A 16533-nucleotide genomic window follows, 5' to 3' on the forward strand; every position below is an offset into this window, starting at 1 on the left:
TATACAATAAACTATTAGCAATGAGTGGCTTATTGTTAATTGAACATTGATAACTGATAATTGAAAGAAAAATGGCTTACGATAAATTCAACATACTAACAAGTTCAGCGGTACCATTGCCCATAGAAAATGTGGATACCGACCAAATCATTCCGGCACGATTCCTAAAAGCTACTGAACGTAAAGGATTCGGGGACAATTTGTTCCGTGACTGGAGATATAATTCCGATGGCACGCCAAAAGAGCAATTTGTACTGAACAACCCCATCTACTCTGGAAAAATATTGGTGGGAGGCAAAAACTTCGGTTCAGGTTCTTCCCGAGAGCATGCAGCTTGGGCTGTGTACGACTATGGCTTCCGCTGTGTGGTATCCAGTTTTTTTGCAGATATCTTTAGAGGCAACTGCTTGAACATCGGTGTACTTCCCGTTCAGGTAAGTCCAGAGTTCTTGAACAAAATCTTTAAGGCTATTGAAGCTGACCCAAAAACGGAATTGGAAGTCAATCTACCGGAACAAAAGATTACCATTTTGGCAACAGGTGAGAGTGAAAGCTTTGACATCAACGATTATAAAAAACAGAATATGCTCAATGGCTTTGACGATATCGACTATTTGTTGAACATCCAGAAAGACATTGAGAAATACGCTGAAAGCACGCCTTTGTAATTGATTGCCCAGACACTACGGCACTAAAAAATGAAAACACGCACCATAGAAATTATGGACACCACCCTACGGGATGGTGAACAAACCTCTGGGGTTTCTTTTTCGGCTTCCGAAAAACTTACCTTGGCCAAACTGCTGCTGGAAGAACTCAAGGTAGACCGTATTGAAGTGGCTTCTGCCCGCGTTTCCGAAGGAGAACTGCTGGCGGTTAAAAACATTACCGATTGGGCGGCAGCGGAAGGCTATATTTCCAAGGTGGAGGTTTTGACCTTTGTGGATAAAGGGGTATCCCTAAAATGGATGCAAGAAGCTGGTGCAAAAGTGCAGAACCTGCTTACCAAAGGTTCCTTAAATCATTTAACCCATCAACTTAAAAAGACTCCAGAGCAGCATTTTGCGGAAATTGAAAATGTAGTTTCCGAAGCTCAAAAGCTCGGAATTGAAACCAATGTTTATTTGGAGGATTGGAGCAATGGGATGCGCAATTCCAAAGACTACGTTTTTCAGTTTTTGGATTTCTTGACCCAACAGCCCATAAAGCGAATTCTGCTTCCAGATACCTTGGGCGTGTTGACGCATACGGAAACGGGAGAATTTATCAAGGAAATCATTGAAAGGTATCCAAGCAACCATTTTGATTTTCACGGACACAACGATTATGATTTGAGCGTAGCGAACGTAATGGAAGCACTAAAAGCTGGCGCCCACGGATTGCATCTTACCGTTAATGGCATGGGTGAACGAGCCGGTAACGCACCTTTGGCCAGTGCCGTGGCGGTAATCAACGATTTTTTACCTGAAATTAAGATTGGTGTAAAAGAATCATCCCTATACAAAGTAAGTAAATTGGTGTCAGCCTTTACTGGTTTCAGCATACCTGACAACAAACCCATTGTCGGCGATAATGTATTCACACAAACAGCTGGAATACATGCAGATGGAGACAGCAAAAAGAATCTTTACTTTAACGACTTATTACCCGAACGTTTTGGTAGGAAACGTAAATATGCCCTAGGTAAAACATCAGGAAAAGCAAACATTCAAAAGAACCTTCAAGAGCTTGGATTGACCTTGAACGATGACGAACTGAAAAAAGTCACGGAGCGAATCATTGAGCTTGGCGACAAAAAAGAACGTGTTACAAAAGACGACTTGCCTTACATCATTTCGGATGTTCTGGACAGCAACCTTCATCAACAAAAGGTTTTTGTGAAATCGTATGTGCTGACACATTCCAAAGGACTGAAGCCCTCCACTACTCTTTCCATTGAAATTGAAGGAAAGACCTACGAAGAAAATGCTCAAGGAGATGGGCAGTTCGACGCTTTTATCACAGCATTGAAAAAAGTGTACAAAAAAGAGGGTCGGGAATTGCCAAAATTGGTGGATTATGCAGTTCGCATACCTCCTGGCAGTAATTCCGATGCACTCTGCGAGACCGTCATCACTTGGCAGACCAAAGAAAAAGACTTTACTACCCGTGGGCTCGATTCAGACCAAACGGTATCCGCCATTAAAGCCACGGAAAAAATGCTTAATCTGGTTTGACACTAAAAACCATGAACTATCAACGATAAACGAATAACTAGAAGAAATGAAACTAAACATAGCGCTCTTGGCCGGAGATGGAATTGGCCCCGAAGTAATTGATCAAGCCGTAAAAGTATCCGATGCCGTAGCCGAAAAGTTCGGTCACGAAATAAGCTGGACCCCTGCCCTAACCGGTGCCGCTGCGATTGATGCCGTTGGCGAACCTTACCCGGACGAAACCCACGAAGCCTGTGTTGCTGCCGATGCCGTTCTTTTTGGAGCCATCGGTCATCCACGATTTGACAACGACCCATCTGCCAAGGTACGTCCTGAGCAAGGCTTGTTGAAGATGCGTCAAAAATTGGGATTGTTCGCCAATGTTCGACCCACCTTTACTTTCCCATCATTGATTGAAAAATCTCCATTGAAAAAAGAGCGGATTGAGGGAACTGACCTTGTCTTTCTTCGCGAACTGACCGGAGGCATCTACTTTGGAAAACGAGGTCGTGAGGACAACGATAATACAGCTTACGACACTTGTACTTATACACGAGCCGAAGTGGAGCGTTTGGCAAAAAAAGGTTTTGAAATGGCCATGCAACGTTCCAAAAAGCTTTGTTGCGTGGACAAGGCCAACGTTTTGGAAACTTCGCGTTTATGGAGGGAAACCGTTCAAAAACTGGAAAAAGACTATCCCGAAGTGGAAGTGTCCTATGAATTTGTGGATGCCGTGGCGATGCGTTTGGTGCAATGGCCAAGTGCTTACGATGTTTTGATTACAGAAAACCTATTCGGCGATATCTTAACAGATGAAGCTTCCGTAATTTCAGGGTCTATGGGATTGATGCCGTCCGCTTCATTGGGCGAAGAGACCTCTTTGTTCGAGCCCATTCACGGTTCTTACCCACAAGCTGCTGGAAAAGACATTGCCAACCCATTGGCGACCGTTTTATCTGCCGCAATGATGTTTGAAACCGCATTTGGTCTCAAGGATGAAGCCGAAGCGATTCGCGAGGTAGTGAACAATTCATTGGCCGAAGGTGTGGTGACCGAAGATCTTGCCGATGGCGGAAAAGCATACAAAACCAGTGAGGTTGGGAACTGGTTGGCCGAAAATATTTAATCAACCCCCACATAAAAACCAAAAAGAAAGCCCCGAATTTCGGGGCTTTTTATTTTTTAAACGTTTTTCAGCTTACAAAATGTAGTCCGTACTCAAAAAGTTGCTCACCTTAGCCTCCATCAATTGCTCCACCGTTTGAACGTTCAAATTGTTATCCTTAAACGCTACAAAGGTTCGTATAGAGAACGAACGCAATGCATCATGCACGCTTAATGTAGACTGAGCCGAATCTTTTCTTCCCGTAAATGGATACACATCCGGTCCACGCTGGCACGAGCTGTTCAGGTTCACACGGCACACCAAGTTCGCCAAAGTGTCTATAAGCGGCGAAAGGGTATACACATCCTTACCGAACAAACTTACCTGCTGCCCGTAGTTGGATTCCGCCATATCATCTAAAGGCTCTTCAATATCCTGAAAAGAGAGCACAGGAATTATCGGCCCGAACTGTTCTTCTTGATACACTCGCATATCCTTGGTTACAGGATAAAGCACTGCTGGCCAGATATAATTATCGAAATGTTTTCCTCCTTTTTTGTTGATGATTTTGGCACCTTTTGCCAAGGCGTCATCCAACAACTCCTGAATGTATTCGGGCTTGTCAGGTTCAGGAAGCGGCGTCAGATTCACACCATCATCCCAAGGATTACCGAATTTTAGTCCATCCACTTTCTCGGCAAAGCGTTTCAGGAAATCATCTTTCACTTCGTCATGTACATAAACCACTTTTAAAGCGGTACAGCGCTGCCCATTAAAGGACAACGTACCCGAAATACACTCGTTGATGGTCAAATCCAACTCGGCATCAGGAAGAACAATGGCCGGATTCTTTGCCTCCAAGCCCAAAACCAATCGCAATCTGTTGCTTTTGGGATGCTGCTCTTGTAAAGCATTCGCCGACTTACTGTTTCCTATCAAAGCCAAAACATCCACCTTACCTGTCTGCATTATTGGTGCCGCCACGGCTCTTCCGCGACCGAAAAGTATATTTACAACTCCTTTTGGAAAACTACTCTGAAAAGCCTCCAAAAGCGGCGTAATAAGTAAAACTCCATGCTTAGCTGGTTTAAATATGGTGGTATTCCCCATAATAATGGCGGGAATCAACAAGGCAAAGGTTTCGTTCAATGGGTAATTATAAGGCCCAAGGCACAAAACGACCCCAAGTGGACCTCTTCGAATATGCGCATATACTCCATCATGTTTCTCAAACTTGGCACTATCGCGGTCCAACTTCTTGTAATCTTCAATGGTATCATAAATGTACTCTACGGTACGATCAAACTCCTTGTACGAATCCGGTTTGGATTTCCCTATCTCCCACATCAAAAGCTTTACGACTTGTTCGCGCTTTTGCTCCATTTTCTTCACGAAGGATTCCATGCACTCCACACGATCCTTGACCTTCATCGTAGGCCAGAGCCCCTGTCCTTTATCATATGCCGCTAAAGCCGAGTCCAAGGCCTCCAAAGCTTCCGTCTCGCCCATATCGGGTACACTTCCCAAAGTAGTTGGAGCATACTCTTCCGTGGAGGATATCGTGGAAATCACAGGACTGGTATCGCCATCCCATTTCCGTAGTTCTCCATTGACCAAATATGTTTTTTGATGAATCTCTTCTTTAATCTGAAAAGCTTCCGGTATTGCCGTTGTAGTTGTTGCCATTAGTTGTTGTTTTACTTTGATTAGTGTTGTTAAATGGTCACCAGTGTTACACAAAGCTAACACAAAAACCATTGAAAATCACGTTGTTTTTACGCAAACGCTTTCGGTAGATCAAAAATCAAACTCTTTCATAAAGATGCCTGAAAATGTTGGAGCCATCACACCAAATACTGGAATAAATCGGGTTTATTGTTGAGATAATCCCCATAGAAATTGTTGTCCTTCATCCGTTGGATCAAAGGTGCCAAGTCGTCGGGCGATTTCAATTCCACCCCTACAATGGCAGGGGCATTTTCCCTGCTCGATTTTTTGGAGTATTCAAAATGGGTAATGTCGTCATTCGGACCCAAAATATCGACCACAAATTCCTTTAATGCGCCTGGGCGTTGTGGGAACCTCACTATAAAATAGTGCTTCAGTTGGGCATACAGCAGGGCCCTTTCCTTAATTTCGGCCGTGCGGGTTATGTCGTTATTACTCCCGCTGACCACACAGACCACATTCTTGCCCCTGATTTCGTCTTTGAAATAGTCCAAAGCAGCAATCGTCAAGGCACCTGCGGGCTCTACTACAATGGCATCCCTGTTGTACAGGTCCAAAATTGTTTGGCATACTTTCCCTTCGGGAACGGTTACCATTTTGTGCAGGTATTCTTTGCAAATGGGATAGGTCAAGGAACCAACTTTCTGGACCGCTGCCCCATCGATAAACTTATCGATGTTTTCCAGTTCCACCAATTTCCCTTTTTCAATAGATTCAAGCATGGATGGCGCACCTTCAGGCTCCACTCCTATTATTTTAATGTTAGGGGATAATGCCTGGAAAGTACCGCACAGTCCCGATGCCAATCCGCCACCGCCAACGGCCACAAAAACATAATCGATAGGCTCAGTGGATTGCTGCAGTATCTCCAAACCAACAGTTGCTTGACCTTCGATGGTTTTTTCATCATCAAACGGATGCACAAAGGTTTTGCCTTTCTGCTCACAGAACAATTCTGCTGCTTTTTTGGAATCGTCAAAAGTATCGCCCTCCAAAACCACATCCACCCATTCCCCTCCAAACATATTGGTCTGGTCTATTTTCTGTTTAGGGGTCACTACGGGCATGTAAATGGTGCCTTTTACCTGCAAATGACTACAGGCAAAGGCAACACCCTGGGCGTGGTTCCCTGCACTCGCACAGACCACACCGTTATCCAGTTGTTTTTGACTTAGGGAGCTAATTTTATTGTAAGCACCACGGATTTTGTAACTACGTACCCTATGAAGGTCTTCCCGTTTAAGAAGAATATTGGCCCCATAAGCTTTAGAATAGCGGATACTTTGCTGCAGCGGCGTTTCCTCTGCCACTTGGGCAATGGTCTTTGCTGCTTGATAAATATCCGCTATTTGCGGAAAATAGATTTCCACAGTTTCACTCATAGGGCCAATGGTTTTGTATTATCCGATTGGCTTCATTGCTGTCATGGATGCACGCAATCTAGCACCAACAACCTCTACATCGTGCTCACGGATGGCCTTGTTCACGGCAATCAACCTTACGTTGTCCACGCCAGTGTCTTTACCTTCTCCAAAGTGCTTACCTATAATGTCAGTCTCCACGGTTTTCATGAAATCGGTCAACAAAGGCTTACACGCATGGTCGAACAAATAACAACCATACTCTGCCGTATCGGAGATGACACGGTTCATTTCGAACAATTTCTTTCTCGCAATCGTATTTGCAATCAATGGTGTCTCGTGCAATGACTCATAATAGGCCGACTCGCCAATGATTCCGGATTCGGTCATGGTCTCATAGGCCAGTTCCACCCCGGATTTCACAAAAGCGACCATCAAAACCCCGTTGTCATAGTATTCCTGTTCAGAGATTTCCATGTCCCCAGCTGGAGTCTTTTCGAAAGCAGTTTCGCCAGTGGCAGCTCTCCAATCCAATAGATTTTTATCGCCGTTGTCCCAGTCTTCCATCATGGTTTTGGAGAAATGTCCGCTCATAATATCATCCATATGCTTTTGGAACAATGGACGCATGATTTCTTTCAACTCTTCGGCCAAATCAAAGGCTTTGATTTTAGCAGGGTTGGACAAACGGTCCATCATATTCGTAATCCCTCCTTGCTTTAACCCTTCGGTAATGGTTTCCCATCCATATTGAATCAATTTGGAGGCGTATGCTTCATCGATTCCTTTTTCAACCATTTTATTGAAAGAAAGAATAGATCCTGTTTGTAACAAACCACAAAGAATGGTCTGTTCTCCCATCAAATCCGACTTTACTTCCGCCACAAACGATGATTCAAGAACTCCCGCCTTGTCTCCTCCCGTACCTGCAGCATAGGTTTTGGCTTGTTCCAAACCTTTACCTTCTGGATCGTTTTCTGGGTGTACGGCAATCAAAGTTGGTACACCGAAACCTCTTTTGTACTCTTCACGCACCTCAGAACCCGGGCTTTTTGGCGCCACCATGATTACGGTAAGGTCATCACGTACTTGCATACCTTCTTCCACAATATTGAATCCGTGGGAGTAGGATAAGGTAGCTCCTTGCTTCATCAAAGGCATTACTGTGCTTACCACATTGGAGTGCTGCTTATCCGGTGTCAGGTTAATGACCAAGTCAGCATCTGGAATCAACTCCTCATAAGTACCCACCACAAAGTTGTTCTCTTTGGCGTTTTTAAAGGATTGTCTTTCCTCCTTGATAGCTGCTGGACGCAGGGCATACGAAATGTCCAATCCTGAGTCACGCATGTTCAACCCTTGGTTCAACCCTTGGGCACCACACCCAACAATTACGATTTTCTTTCCTTTTAGTGCGGTAACACCATCAGCAAACTCGCTGGAATCCATAAATCTGCATTTCCCCAACTGTGTCAGTTGTTCGCGAAGTGATAGTGTGTTAAAGTAATTTGCCATTTTTAATATTTGATTTTACGCTATTTAGTTTTCTTGAAATTCCTGTAATATTTCGCTAATGGGCATTGCTGCCTTGGTCACCGTAATCCGGCCCGAACGCACAAATTGCATAATACCATAAGGTAAAAGTGCATCATGCATTTCGTCGATTTCGTGCCTACGACCTGTTTTGGCCAAGGCAAAAAACTCACGGTTCACGGTAACTATCTGTGCATTGTGTTCTTTTATAATGTTTTGAATCTGACGCTCATCGAACAACAAATGCGAGGCAATCTTGAACAAAGCGGATTCTTGATAAATGGTTTCATCATCGGTATGATAATATGCCTTGATGACCTCTATCTGTTTCTCGATTTGACCAACGATTTTTCGCGTCCAATCCTCCGTGGTAAAGACCACTATTGTAAATTTAGAGACGCCTTCAATCTCTGACTTTGAAACATTTAGACTTTCTATGTTGATATGTCGCTTTAAGAATATCCCCGATATCCTATTGAGCAATCCCACATGATTTTCGGAATACACCGAGATGGTATACCATTGTTTTTCCATGTTCGCTTTTATTTTTTTACTGCAACTATAAGTCCTGTGGACCAGTTCATTTTTGTAATTGTTATGTCTTTTCTTGCATCAAGCACCCTGACCAATTCTTTGGCTTTTTCTTCATGGCTTTCAGGCCAATTGGGCTGTTTTTGCATATCATCGATTACATAATATCCACCCTTGTTCAATAACGCCAATGCAGTGTCCAAATGACTATATTTTCCTGGCCATGCATCTGCGAAAATCAAATCAAAAGAATTTCCGTTGTATTTATCCAGCCAATCGCCTCCTTCTGCACATACCAACTTCAATCTATCCTCGCCATCAAAAAACAGTTTGGCGACTTCAACAAGTTCAGGGTCGTTATCTATGCTTATAATTCTTGAATCTTTATCCATCCCTTGTACCATCCATGCCAAGGACAAGCCGATTCCCGTACCCAGCTCCAAAAAATTTCCGGCAGGCTTTGATGCCACCAATGTTTTGAGCAAAGTACCGATATAGATATCAGAGGGCATGGTAAAGCCCATTTCCTTTGACTTGTTGAGCAGACTATCGTACTGCTCAGGTTTTTCCAGGATGACGGATTGATTCATTTATTTTAATCTGATGTCTGAAACGGATGCTCCTGATGGAATCATAGGGAAAACATTATCCTCTTTTTCCACTTTCACTTCCAAAAAGTAAGGGTCTTTGGATGCCATCATTTCTTCTACCGCCTCCTGAAGATCACCTCTTTCGGTCACTCTTCTTGATTTGATATGGTATCCTTCCGCGATTTTCACAAAATCTGGGTTGGTCATTACCGTAGAAGCATAGCGTCTATCAAAGAACAGTTCTTGCCATTGACGAACCATACCTAAGTGGTCGTTGTTCAGTACCACTATTTTTACCGGCACATTGTGCTGGAAAATAACACCTAGCTCCTGAATGGTCATTTGATACCCTCCATCGCCGATAATAGCGACCACTTCGCGGTCCATAGCGCCCATTTTGGCACCGATGGCTGCTGGAAGCCCAAATCCCATGGTTCCCAAACCTCCTGAAGTGATATTGCTCTTCGATTGCTTGAACTTGGCATAGCGACAGGCAATCATTTGGTGTTGTCCCACATCGGAAACAATCACAGCTTTTTGATCGGAAGCTACATTGATTTGCTCAATCACCTCGCCCATGGTCAATCCTTCTTTGGTTGGATAAATATCCTTATTGATTAAGGTATCGTATTCGATTTGATACATTTTGTCAAACTCAGCCCTCCATTCCTTGTGCTCCTTCTTATCAAGCATTGGCAGTATTTGACCCAATGTTTCCTTGGCATTCCCCAAGACAGCAACATCCACTTTTACGTTTTTGTTGACCTCAGCAGGGTCAATTTCAAAATGAATAATCTTGGCTTGTTTTGCGTAAGTGTTCAAATCCCCCGTTACACGATCATCGAAACGCATTCCAATGGCAATGAGCACATCGCACTCGTTCGTCAACATGTTGGGACCATAATTTCCGTGCATACCCACCATACCCACGTTCAGCGGATGGTCGGTATCCATGGCGGAAAGACCAAGAATTGTCCATGCCGCAGGAATTCCCGCTTTTTCTACCAGGGCTTTGAGCTCGGCCTCGGCCTCCCCCAAAATCACACCCTGACCAAAAACAATAAAAGGTTTTTTAGCACTGTTGATGAGTTCCGCCGCTTTTTCTATACTGCTTGATTTCGGCTTTGGAACGGGTTTATAACTCCGTACAGCCGTACATTTTTCATACACAAAGTCAAGCTCATCAAACTGGGCGTTTTTTGTAATATCCACCAATACAGGTCCTGGCCTTCCTGATTTGGCAATATAAAATGCCTTTGCCATGATTTCAGGAATCTCCTCCACTTTAGTAATCTGGTAGTTCCACTTGGTTACGGGTGTGGAAATCCCTACGATATCCGTTTCTTGGAATGCATCAGAACCTAAAAGGCTTCTGGTTACCTGCCCTGTGATACAAACCATGGGAGTGGAGTCTATCTGGGCATCTGCAATCCCCGTTACCAAGTTGGTGGCTCCTGGCCCAGAAGTTGCCATGGCAACCCCTACCCTTCCAGTAACCCTGGCGTAGCCTTGAGCGGCATGCGTAGCTCCTTGCTCATGACGTGTCAGAATATGAGTCAACTTGTCTTGGAACTTATATAATTCGTCATACACGGGCATAATGGCTCCTCCTGGATAACCGTAAATCAGGTCCACTCCTTCTGCGAGCAAACAATGAATAATCGCCTCTGCACCAGTAATCCTGATGGCTTTTTGACTTTTACTATCTTTTTTTTGTGCTTTTAATGTCTCCATAAGCCGGTATTTAGGGAGATACCCCTATCATAATTGTTAAAACAAATCGGTAACACAGCCTTTCGCTGCCGACGATACCGTTTTGGCATATTTGTACAAGCTTCCTGATTTTATTTTCAATTCAGGTTGCTTCCATTCTTTTCTTCTCTGTTCGAACTCTTCGTCCGTAATATTAATGTTGATGGTGTTCTTGACGGCATCAATGGTAATTTCATCACCATCTTTCACCAAGGCTATTCCACCCCCTACTTGAGCTTCGGGGGAAACATGGCCCACAACAAATCCGTGTGAACCACCGGAGAACCTACCATCTGTAATCAGGGCAACATCCTTTCCGAGGCCTGCACCCATAATGGCAGAAGTGGGTTTCAACATTTCGGGCATTCCTGGCGCTCCTTTTGGGCCTTCGTAACGAATGACCACCACGTCGCCCTTTTGGACCTTGCCTGTGTGAATTCCTTCATTAACAGCCGCTTCACTATCAAAAACACGGGCTGTTCCTGTAAATTCAAGTCCTTCCTTTCCTGTGATTTTTGCCACAGCACCTTCGGAGGCTAGGTTTCCGTATAATATACGAATATGACCTGTATCTTTAATAGGCTGCTCCTTCTTTCTGATGATATCCTGACCTTCGACCAAATCCGGGGCATCCAACAAGTTTTCGGCCAAGGTTTTTCCTGTAACGGTCATGCAATCACCATGAAGCATGCCTTCCTTCAGCATATATTTCAATACCGCAGGAACTCCTCCTACTTTATGCAAGTCTTCCATCAGATACTTTCCACTTGGCTTTAAATCAGCCAATAATGGCGTCGACTCACTAATTCTTGTAATATCTTCCAATGTAAAATCTACCTCAGCGGCGTGTGCTATGGCCATAAAGTGAAGTACTGCATTGGTCGACCCACCGAGTACGGTCACCAACCTAAATGCATTTTCCAAGGCCTTTTTGGTCACAATGTCCCTTGGTTTGATGTCTTCTTTCAGCAAATGGTACAATGCGGCACCCGACGCTTCGCAATCTGCTTGTTTTTTATCATTTACAGCCGGAATGGAAGAGTTGAAAGGCATGGACATTCCCATAGCTTCTATGGCAGAGGCCATTGTGTTGGCGGTATACATACCTCCACAGGCTCCCGCTCCAGGGCAGGCTTTGTGAATTACTTCTTTATATTCTTTCTCATCAATAGCTCCGGCCACTTTTTGTCCGTAAGCCTCAAATGCTGAAATGATATCGAGTTTTTTGTTGTTGTGGCATCCTGGCGCAATGGTTCCGCCATATACCAAAATGGATGGACGGTTCAATCGCAACTGAGCCATTAAGGCACCCGGCATATTCTTATCGCATCCCACCACGGTTACCAAACCATCGTAACTCATAGCATGAATCACTGTTTCTATGGAATCCGCGATAATATCCCTTGATGGCAGCGAGTAGCGCATTCCTGGGGTTCCGTTTGAAATTCCATCACTTACCCCGATTGTGTTGAAGATAAGCCCTACCAGATTGGAGGACTCCACTCCTTTCTTTACTTCGAGAGCCAAATCATTAAGGTGCATATTGCAGGGATTGCCCTCGTACCCCGTGCTTGCTATTCCGATTAAAGGTTTTTGTAGATCTTCGTCTGTTAGCCCAATTGCATGCAACATGGCCTGAGCGGCTGGCAACGTTGGGTCTTGGGTTACTTTCTTACTAAACTTGTTCAATTCCATTATCAAATTTCATTCAAATACAGTATTCTTCTGAATATATACCGTAATTCAAAGATATATGTTTAAAAAGCCCTAGATTTTTAACAGTTGTTCGCTGTTTAAATCCACTGGAAACATAATAAACACAACTTACTGTATTTCAGTTTTTTATATTGATTAAAATTCCAATATTCAATTAATTTTATTACAATAAAAAAGGCCTGTATCTTGCGGGATACAGGCCTTTTTAAGTCAATAGAAAGTCTGTATCACTCCATTTCTGGAATAATCGCGACCTCGACAATGACTTGTTTATTTACTTTCATAGTTCAATGGTACAAAAAAATGTGATGAATTCAGCGTTGAAGCAAAAAGATATTTTTTAGACCAGTTTAAACACGAGCTCATCACCATATTTTTTCTGTGCAAGCACAGCGATGGATTCCTCACTCAATTGAAGTATTCGGGGATAACCCCCAGTGGTTTGGCCATCCTTCATTAAAATGATCATACGGCCTGCGGGGGTCAATTGTATGGTGCCTGGAAGAGTTCCGGATGTCAACATGGAATGTGAATGTCCAGCAATCAATTCACTAATCTGATAGGCCATTCGGTTATTCTCCTTCGAAACACTATAGGGTTTTGCAAAGATTTCCATCAGCTGACTATCTGACAATAAGGAAAACTCGGGCCCCTTGTATACCTTTAAACTGGTATTTTCAAAATGTTCATCAATCTTTACTTCCGAAATTTTGGGTTCATAATCCGATGTTTCTTCATACGGCACCTCATCGCCATCTTTAAGTCGGGGGGATTGGGTTACGGGATAAAACTGTGAACGACTATCGAGTACCTTTTTTGACTGAAAACCACCCTTGATGGCCAAGTACCCCCTAAAGCCTTTTTCCAAACGGCCATAAGATAGGATATCCCCCTTGCCAATTTTGATTACGGTATAGTTATCAATAGGCTCATTGTTCAGCGTTGCCACAATATGGGCTCCCGACAGACTAATATACGTATCGGTATAAAACTGTAGTGTTGGCCCTGTCATGGTTATTTCAAGAACAGCATCGTTCTCATCATTTTCCAATAAAAGATTGGCTTTTTTTACCGATTCCACATCCATGGCGCCAGCGATGGGCACACCAATATCCCGATGTCCAAACCGTCCAAGGTCTTGGATACTTAAATAGAGACCGGCTTTCAATACCTTAAGCATTCAGCACAACTTTTTCGGGTTCGTAAATACCTACTTCACCTTCAATCTTATGAAGTTTATATTCGGCTTTGGAAATGCTCTCGAACTGTATTTTGTCCCCTACTTTCACAAAGCAAGGGTTTTCTTTACTTGGGTTGAACAAATCAACCGGACAATTGCCAATAATGTTCCACCCTCCTGGAGAATCCTGCGGATAAATACCAGTTTGCTTGCTGGCCAAGCCCACTGAACCTTTTTGAACCTTTAATCGCGGCTCGGCTCTACGGGGAATCTCCAATGATGATGGAAGTCCACCCAAATACATAAAGCCTGGCAAGAAACCAATACCGTACACCACATATTGATGGGATGTGTGTTGCTTGATAAGTTCTTCAACCGACAAACCCAATGTTTTGGAAGCTTCTTCGATATCCATACCAAATTCGAGATCGTAGCATACGGGCAATGTCCATAGGTGTTGGACACGCTCCTTTTTTGATTTGGCCTGCTTTTCCTGACATTCCAAAATCATGTTCTTGGTCTCTTCAAAATCGATATGATCTTGATTGTAGACCATGGTAAGGGAATTATAGGCAACCGACATTTCCCAACCAGGAATCTTCAGTGCTTTAAAAGCATCCATAAAATCAAGGATATCCGCCAAAATGGATTCACTTACCTTCTCAGGCCATTCTATTAAAACAGCTCGTTCTCCGAAAGGCTTGATGCTAATGGGGTAACTTTTCACTTTGCTAATTGCACCTGATTTTGGGGTAATGCTCTAGAAAGATACGTTAATATTTTTAATGCAGAAACCGTATCGCCATGAATACAAAGTGTATCGGCTTGAATGTTGATCTTATTACCATCAATAGTCATAACCTCACCTTTTTTAATGATGGGCAATATGTGTTTTGAAACCGCTACGGGTTCTTCAATCAAGGCGTTTTCCTCCTTTCTGGAAACAAGGGATAGGTCAGCATTGTAATTTCGGTCCGCAAAGGCCTCAAACCAAATTCTAAATCCGCGCTCTTTTGCCATTCTTGCGATTACGGAACCAAAAGGAACATAGAGCATGGCCTTCTCCTTATATTCTTCAATGGCATCCAAATAGACCTTTGCCAACTTTTCGTCCTTTGCCGTTTGATTGTACAGCGCTCCATGCGCTTTAATATGGTGCAATGGAATGTCTTCCCGTTCTAGGATCGCATCAAAATCCGATAATTGCTGTTTAATACTTTGTATTAAATCTTGGTGGGAAATGTCCATCACTTCACGGCCAAAATTGGCTTTATCAGGGTATGAAGGATGAGACCCCACCTTTATATTGTGTTGCTTAGCGAGTGATGCTATCTTCATCATGGTTTTCTTATCACCGGCATGGCCGCCACATGCAATATTGCAAGAGCTTATAAATGGGAAAATATCGGCTTCATTTCCAACTCCCTCACCAACATCACAATTAATATCTATTTCAAACTGATTCATCATAACAATCCAATTACCTTAAAAATACTTTTTGCACCAAGAAATATGGCAAAAGCCACAATAGCGATTCCAAACACATTCTGAACCACGGAGTTTTTGTTATCGCCCATTACCGATTTCTTGTTCACCACCCACAGCAGCAACAAGGCCATCACAGGAAGCAATATACCGTTGGCCATTTGTGCAAACTGTATCACTTGAATCGGTTTAATATCAAAAGAGAGAAACACTACGCCGCACAAAAGCACCATGGTCCAGATCATTTTAAATTTTTTGTTCTGCATGCCCCCTTCCCAACCAAAACAACTGCTGGCCACGTAAGCTCCAGCCAAAGGTGCCGTGATGGCGGATGTGATTCCTGCTGCCAAAAGTCCTATTGCCATAAACAGGAACGCCAATTTACCAAATAAAGGCTCCAATGCCTTAGCCATGTCAAACGCATTATTGATTTCCGAAATAGGTGCGGCAGAAGCGGTAATCAATATCGCCATGGAGACCAATCCTCCCAATCCAATGGAGATCATGGTGTCCCAATTCACTGCTTTTAAATCCCTTTTGGAGTTCCATTTTTCCTTGACCAAGGATGCGTGTAAAAACAGATTGTATGGGACTACTGTGGTTCCTACCAAGGCGATTACCGTCAACAGTCCATTTTCGGGCAACTTCGGAATAAACATTCCTTTCAATATCTCAACAATTGATGGTTGGGTAATAATGGCGCAAATCACAAAACTAACCCCCATAATACCAACGAGACCAACGAAAATCTTCTCTAAAATCTTGTAGCTACTGAACCATAATAAGAGAAATATGATGCCTCCGATGATTGTGGGCAAAATAGGCCTTAATTGGGAGTGGGGCAATAATTGCTCGAGACCCAAGGTTGCTCCTCCGATATTTCCTGCTTCGTAGGCTGCATTGCCCACCAAAATAGCTCCCAAAACTATGGCTATTACGACGTTTCTGACCCATGCGGTTTTAAGTTCGGTTCGAACCACATCCAAAAGCCCAGCTTGGGTCACAAGGCCAATTCTCCCCGCCATGCCCTGTAGCACTATAGTTGCGATAATGGAGACCAACAAGGCCCAGATTAAAGTATAGCCGAATCGTGCCCCTGCCAAGGTACACATGGTAATGGTCCCAGGTCCTACAAAGGCTGCCGCAATTAATACCCCAGGTCCTATCTTTTTGAACATCGGTTCGTTGGTTTTTGATGGAATTAAATTAATAGGATAAATGGACAAAACATGCGTTTCATCCGAAAAAGTGAATTTCGTCTAAAAGTGGGATGCTGTACGTCGAATTTTTATACTATTTCAAAAATCTCAAAGTTATAATAGTCCCAAATCATACTTAGACCTTAAACCTAACAAAA

At 43.4% G+C, this 16533-nt stretch carries 14 protein-coding genes; 3 read left to right on the forward strand and 11 right to left on the reverse strand.

Annotated elements, in window-relative coordinates; translation table 11 throughout:
• Positions 1-71: 71 nt before the first annotated feature.
• The 3 genes from leuD to leuB are packed head-to-tail and all read left to right on the forward strand — an operon-like array spanning position 72 to position 3321.
• Positions 72-668, forward strand: coding sequence for a 3-isopropylmalate dehydratase small subunit (leuD, locus tag EO132_RS04260; RefSeq protein WP_127136742.1), 597 nt, complete (start codon positions 72-74; stop codon positions 666-668).
• A gap of 30 nt (positions 669-698) precedes the next feature.
• The gene (locus tag EO132_RS04265) at positions 699-2216 is read left to right on the forward strand and encodes an alpha-isopropylmalate synthase regulatory domain-containing protein (RefSeq protein ID WP_127136743.1); all 1518 of its coding nucleotides are present in this window, start codon (positions 699-701) and stop codon (positions 2214-2216) included.
• Between the two features lie 46 nt (positions 2217-2262).
• The gene (leuB, locus tag EO132_RS04270) at positions 2263-3321 is read left to right on the forward strand and encodes a 3-isopropylmalate dehydrogenase (RefSeq protein WP_127136744.1); all 1059 of its coding nucleotides are present in this window, start codon (positions 2263-2265) and stop codon (positions 3319-3321) included.
• 72 nt (positions 3322-3393) lie between these two features.
• Here leuB and EO132_RS04275 read toward each other — a convergent pair whose 3' ends face one another.
• From EO132_RS04275 to EO132_RS04325, 11 genes are all read right to left on the reverse strand, one after another.
• Positions 3394-4986: an NADP-dependent glyceraldehyde-3-phosphate dehydrogenase gene (locus tag EO132_RS04275; protein WP_127136745.1), complete on the reverse strand. Its 1593-nt coding sequence runs from the start codon at positions 4984-4986 to the stop codon at positions 3394-3396.
• A 158-nt stretch (positions 4987-5144) separates the two neighbouring features.
• Positions 5145-6410, reverse strand: a complete 1266-nt coding sequence (gene ilvA, locus EO132_RS04280) for a threonine ammonia-lyase IlvA (RefSeq protein ID WP_127136746.1) — start codon at positions 6408-6410, stop codon at positions 5145-5147.
• A gap of 18 nt (positions 6411-6428) precedes the next feature.
• Positions 6429-7904 carry a ketol-acid reductoisomerase gene (gene ilvC, locus EO132_RS04285; protein WP_127136747.1) on the reverse strand — a complete coding sequence of 492 codons (1476 nt, stop codon included), beginning with the start codon at positions 7902-7904 and terminating at the stop codon, positions 6429-6431.
• 24 nt (positions 7905-7928) lie between these two features.
• Entirely contained in the window at positions 7929-8456 is a 528-nt protein-coding gene (gene ilvN, locus EO132_RS04290; protein ID WP_127136748.1) for an acetolactate synthase small subunit, read from the reverse strand.
• An 8-nt stretch (positions 8457-8464) separates the two neighbouring features.
• Positions 8465-9043 (reverse strand): O-methyltransferase, encoded by a 579-nt coding sequence (locus EO132_RS04295; RefSeq protein WP_127136749.1) that lies wholly within the window; start codon positions 9041-9043, stop codon positions 8465-8467.
• Complete coding sequence (ilvB, locus tag EO132_RS04300) at positions 9044-10777, reverse strand: biosynthetic-type acetolactate synthase large subunit (protein ID WP_127136750.1); 1734 nt, start codon at positions 10775-10777, stop codon at positions 9044-9046.
• Positions 10778-10813: 36 nt separating this feature from the next.
• The gene (gene ilvD / locus EO132_RS04305; RefSeq protein WP_127136751.1) at positions 10814-12490 is read right to left on the reverse strand and encodes a dihydroxy-acid dehydratase; all 1677 of its coding nucleotides are present in this window, start codon (positions 12488-12490) and stop codon (positions 10814-10816) included.
• 361 nt (positions 12491-12851) lie between these two features.
• A complete protein-coding gene (locus EO132_RS04310; protein WP_127136752.1) occupies positions 12852-13691 on the reverse strand; it encodes a 5-oxoprolinase subunit C family protein in 840 nt (279 codons plus the stop codon).
• Positions 13684-14418 (reverse strand): 5-oxoprolinase subunit PxpB, encoded by a 735-nt coding sequence (gene pxpB / locus EO132_RS04315; protein WP_127136753.1) that lies wholly within the window; start codon positions 14416-14418, stop codon positions 13684-13686. The genes EO132_RS04310 and pxpB overlap by 8 nt, the downstream gene beginning before the upstream one ends.
• Positions 14415-15161, reverse strand: coding sequence for a 5-oxoprolinase subunit PxpA (pxpA, locus tag EO132_RS04320; RefSeq protein ID WP_313781220.1), 747 nt, complete (start codon positions 15159-15161; stop codon positions 14415-14417). Before pxpA ends, pxpB begins: the two co-directional genes overlap by 4 nt.
• On the reverse strand, positions 15158-16354 hold the full coding sequence (locus tag EO132_RS04325; protein WP_127136754.1) for an Nramp family divalent metal transporter: 1197 nt from the start codon (positions 16352-16354) through the stop codon (positions 15158-15160). The genes pxpA and EO132_RS04325 overlap by 4 nt, the downstream gene beginning before the upstream one ends.
• Positions 16355-16533 lie beyond the last annotated feature (179 nt).

Origin of the sequence: Flagellimonas oceanensis (genome assembly GCF_003992595.1) — a bacterium.
In the GTDB taxonomy this organism is placed as follows: domain Bacteria; phylum Bacteroidota; class Bacteroidia; order Flavobacteriales; family Flavobacteriaceae; genus Flagellimonas; species Flagellimonas oceanensis.